At 69.8% G+C, this 5458-nt stretch carries 1 pseudogene; it reads left to right on the top strand.

What is annotated here, in order from left to right:
- Window positions 1-5458: pseudogene (gene cdiA, locus UR289_RS21760) on the top strand (contact-dependent inhibition toxin CdiA); the annotation flags it as partial.

A 5458-nucleotide genomic window follows, 5' to 3' on the forward strand; every position in this document is an offset into this window, starting at 1 on the left:
TAACAGCACGCTCGCCAGCCAGGGCGACATGCGCCTTTCCGCGGCGGGGAAAGTGCAGATGACGGGCGGCGGGACAAACAGCGCGGGCGCGCTGGCGGTCAGCAGCGGGCAGGCGATGACGCTCAGCAATACCTCCCTTATCTCCCGCGGCGCGGCGACGCTGAACAGTCAGGATACCCTGACCGTCAACGGCGGCGGCGTGTCGGCACAGGGCGGGGCGCTGACCGTCGCGGGCGGGCAGGGAGTGGCACTTTCGGATGCCACGCTGACGGGCCAGGGCGACACCACGCTGTCCACCGGCGGCAGCCTGACGCAGCGCGGCGGCAGCGTCACCGGCAGGGGCGCGCTCAGCGTGGCGGCCGGGAAGGATATCACCCTGACGAATACCCGCAGCGGAAGCGATACCCGCGCGACGCTCAGCAGCGGCGGCACGCTGTCATCCACGGGCAGTGCGGTCTCGGCAGGAGAGAGCCTGGCGCTGAGCGGCGGGCAGCTGGTGCTGGACGGCCAGAGCCGGGCCGATGCCGCGGCCGATATCCGCCTGACGGGCAGCACCGTCAGTAACCAGGGGCAGGTGAATGCGGGGCGCGACATTGCGCTCTCCGGCGACAGGGTGTCCAGCAGCGGCCTGCTGGCGGCGAAAGGCCGTCTGGACGTGAACGCCGGAGAGCTGACGAACGGCGGCACGGCGCAGGGCAGCGACGTCACCCTGCAGGGACAGACGGTGACCAACAGCGGCACCCTGCAGAGCGCCGGCAGCCTGACGTTAAGCGCCGGAACCCTGGCGCAGCGGGGCACGCTGAGCGCGAAAGGCAATGCGAACGTCACGGCGCAGCAGACCCTGCGTAACGACGGCAGCCTGCTGGCTGACGGCGCGATGAACGTGACCGCCGGCGTGCTTGAGCAGAACGGCACCCTGTCCGGCGCGACGGCGCTGACGGCGCAGGCCGGCACCCTGACCAGCGGTCAGGCGTCCCGCACGACCAGCCAGGGCAATATACAGATTACCGCGACCCGCAGCGCCAGCCTGAACGGGCAGACGGACGCGGCGGGGGCGGTCACCGTCAGCGCCGGCGACCTGACCACCGGCCCGGACGCGCACCTGCAGAGCGGGCAGGGGCTCACCCTGCAGGCGCAGAACGCCGCGCTGAACGGCACCCAGGCGGCGAAAGGCGCCCTGTCGGTGACGGCGGGCACGATTGCGCACGCCGGGAAATCCACCGGTGACGCGCTGAGCTTTAACGCGACCGGCGACCTGACCAGCGGCGGGGAGCTCACCGCCGGCGCCATTACTCTCGGCGGACAGAACATCCTCCAGTCCGGCGCCGCAAAAGCGGACCGCATGACCCTGACGGCCCCCGGGCGCATCACCAGCAGCGGCTCGCTGGTTGCCGGTACCCTCTCGCTGGACGCTGCCTCGGTGGAGAACGGCGGGCTGCTGCAGGGCACCACCCTGCTCGGCCTGAAGACCGGGTCACTCGCGAACCTCGCGGGCGGGTCGGTCTACAGCGCGCAGGATTTAACGCTGAACGTTCCGGTGCTGGCCAACGGCGGGCTTATCACCACCGACGGCACGCTGCGCATTAAAGGCGACACGCTGACCAACCTGGGTGAAATCAACGGCGTCAGCCTGAGCAGCGACTACCTCAGCCTGACCAGCAGCGGACGCCTGCTGGCGGACGACCGGCTCACCCTGAACGGCACTACTCTGGTTAACGCGGGCAGTATTGCCGCAGGCGACCTGCACATCACGGCGGACAGCCTGGAGAACCAGGGCACCGTCGAGGGGGACGCGGCCCTGACGCTCGGCGTGGCAGACCTCACTAACCGCGGCGCGCTGCGCAGCGGCGGAACGCTGACGCTTAACGGCGACACCCTTACCAGCAGCGGCGAGCTCAGCGCCACCGCGCTGCTGCTGAACCTGACCCGTCAGGTCAGCAACGAGGCGGGCGGCCGGGTGATTGCCCGGGACGGCCTGACGCTGACCGCCGCCAGCCTGACCAACAGCGGGCTGATGGCCGGTGCCGACGCGCAGTTTAACAGCGCGTCGGTGACCAACGGCGGCACGCTGCAGGGAACCCGTTCCCTGACGGCGACGGGGGCACAGCTCAGCAACCTGCAGGCGGGCATGCTGCTCTCCGGTGGCGCGCTTGACCTGCACCACTCCACCCTGAACAACGCCGGGCTCATGCAGGGCAACACCCTGAGCCTGGCCACCGGCGAGTGGATGAACACCGGTAACGCGCTGGGGGAAGCGGGCGTGACGGCGGCGGTGACCGGCACGCTGACCAACAGCGGTAAGGTGCTCAGCCAGCAGGCGCTGGACGTTCAGGCCGGCAATACCGATAACCGGGGCCAGCTGCTGGCGAAAGTGCTGACCCTGCGGGGCGACCTGCAGAACAGCGGCCTGCTTCAGGGCAGCAGCACGCTGGCCTGGTCCGGCAACACCTTCGCGAACCAGACTCAGGGGCAGGTGACGGGCGGTGAGACCCTCACCCTGAGCGGACACACGCTCAGCAACGCGGGCAGCCTGCAGGGGCGCAGCGCCACGCTGGACGCCGCAGGCCTGAATAACCAGGGCAGCGTTCAGGCGCTGGACGCCCTGACGCTTGCCGCAACCGGCAGGCTGGACAACACGGGCGCCCTGCTCAGCCAGAACCTCTTCACGCTGACGGCGGCGCAGCTGTTTAACGACGGCCGGCTGGCGGGGAAAGCGCTGACGGTGAACGCCGCGCAGCTGACCAACACCGGCATGCTGCAGGGCAACGACACGCTGGCGCTGACCACCCGCGCGCTGAGCAACGGCGCCACCGGGCAGCTGGTGAGCGGAAGCGGCCTGAATCTGTCCCTGGACACGCTCGATAACGCCGGTCTGCTGCTGGTGAACGGCGGGCTCACCCTCCGGGGCAGCGACCTGACCAACCAGGGCGATATTCAGGCGCAGGACCTGGATTTGGGTCTGGGCAACGCCCTGAGCAATACCGGGAACATCGTGGCCACCGGCGATGCCGCGCTTCACGCGACGACGCTGACCAGCAGCGGCACGGTGGCGGGCAGAACGCTGACCGCAGGCGCGACGGAGCTGCGCAACAGCGGCCTGATGCAGGGCAGCAGCGCGGTTAACGCCGCCGCTGACCGCTTTATCAACGCGCTGAACGGCAAATGGCTCTCCGGCGGCGGCTTCACGCTGACGGGCGGGCAGCTGACGAACGCCGGTACGCTGCAGGGCGCGACGCTGGACATGACCGGCACCACCCTCACCAGCAGCGGCACGGTGAACGGGCTGGCGGGGCTCAGCGGCACGCTCGGCGGGGCGTTAACCAATACCGGGCTGCTGCAGAGCGGCGGCGCAACCACCTTCACCGCGGACACCCTGGCGAACCCGGGGCGCATCACCGGCGGCACGCTCTCCCTCACCGCCCGCGAGATGAACAACGACGGGCTGATGCAGGGAACGAACGGCCTGGCGCTCACCGGCACCGCGCTGACCACGGGCGCGGCCTCGCGCACCCTCTCCGGCGGCATGCTGACGCTGGACGCAGGCCAGCTGACCACGCAGGGCACGCTGCAGGGGAACGGCGCGGCCGTCCGCGCCACCGGCGACTGGACGCACGGCGGGTCCCTGCTCAGCCAGGGAACGCTGACGGCCGCGACCGGCGGCACGCTGACCTCGTCCGGCTCGCTGATGAGCCAGGGGCGGGCGGATATCACCGCGCAGACGCTGGATAACCGCGGGCAGCTCCTCAGCGAAGGGGACGTGACGCTCGGCGGCAGCACCCTTAAAAACAGCGGCACCGTGCAGGGGAACACCCTCGCGCTGCGCCAGGACAGCATTAACAACCAGGGCACCCTGACCGGCCTGCAGAGCCTGACCGTTCAGGGGCAGCAGCGGCTGATGGCGCGCATGGCGATGGCCGCGCCGCAGCAGGCGCTGATTAACGGCGCTGGCGGCAGGCTTCTCACTCAGGGCGCGCTGACCATTGCCTCCGGGGCGGTGACCAACGCCGGCAGCTGGCAGGCGCAGAACATCCTGCTTAACGCGCAGTCGCTCAGCAACAGCGGCACGGTGCAGAGCGCCGACGGGCTGCAGATGACGCTGGCCGACACACTCACCGGAACCACGGGCAGTAAGATTACCGCGCTGGGTGCGGCAACGCTGCAGGCCGCGACGCTGGTGAACCAGGGGCAGTGGGCGGCGAAAAACCTGACGCTGACCGGCGGCACGCTCAGCAACAGCGGCGCCATCAGCGGGGTGAATGGCCTGACCCTCAGCCAGACCGGCGCGGTCAGCCAGCAGTCGACCGGGACCCTGCTCTCCGGCGGGGCGCTGAACGTCACGGCGGCCTCCGTCACCAGCGACGGCAAAATGCAGGGGAGCACGCTCGGCATCACCACCGGGGCGCTCACCAACGGCGGACGTCTGCAGGGCGATAACGGCGCGACGCTGGCCCTCAGCGGCACGCTGACCAACAGCAGCGGGGGCGAAATCGTCAGCCGCGATGGCCTGACGCTGACCACGCCCGCGCTGTTTAACTACGGCCTGATTCAGGGCGGCGGCGAGACGCGCGTGACCGCCTCCTCGCAGGCGCGTAACGACGGCAGGCTGCTCTCCGGCGCGCGCCTGACGCTCGGCACGCCGCAGTTCACCGGCACCGGCTGGCTGCAGGCCACCGACCTGATACTCAATGCGGCAAACGCCACTAACGGCGGCACGTGGGTGGCCGACCGGGCCACGCTGACCGGCACCACCTTTGCCAGCCAGGGTACCACCCAGGCGGGACAGCTGACGGTTAACTACGGCCAGCTGAACAACAGCGGCACGCTGCTCGGCAACGCGCAGCTGAATATTGGCGCGGACCAGGTAACCCAGAGCGCGGGCGGCAGGCTGCTGAGCGGCGGCAACCTGTGGCTGCAGAGCCGGGGGCTGGACCTGACCGGCCAGCTGGTCTCCCTGGGGGACTTAACGCTGCAGCTGACGAACGCGTTTACCAGCCGGACCGCCGTGGCGGCAGGCCGAACCCTGACCATCAGCAGCGGCGGCGACATCGATAACCGCAGCGTGCTGCAGGGGCAGGCGGTTAACCTCAGCGCGGGCGGGCAGCTCAGCAACAACGGACAAATCACCACCGGCGGCGGCACCAGCACGCTCTCCGGCAGCAGCGTGGCGCTGAACGCCGCGGGCTCGGTGCAGGGCGGCGGCGACATCACCGTGGCCAGCCGGAGCAACATTACCGTCGACGGCTTCACCGGCACGCGCGGCTCGCTGACCCTGAGCGCACCGGGGTCCATCGTCAACACCGCGCTGCTGTACGCGGCGAATAACCTGGCGCTGTTTGCCGACAGCATCACCAACCGGCGCGGCGACATCATGGCGGGGAACAACCTGTGGATGCAGCGGGATGCGGCGGGGAATGCGAACAGCCAGGTGGTGAACACGTCGGGGAATATTGAGACGCAG

This window comes from Enterobacter sp. 302C9 (assembly GCF_034106085.1).
Classification (GTDB): Bacteria; Pseudomonadota; Gammaproteobacteria; order Enterobacterales; family Enterobacteriaceae; genus Enterobacter; species Enterobacter asburiae_B.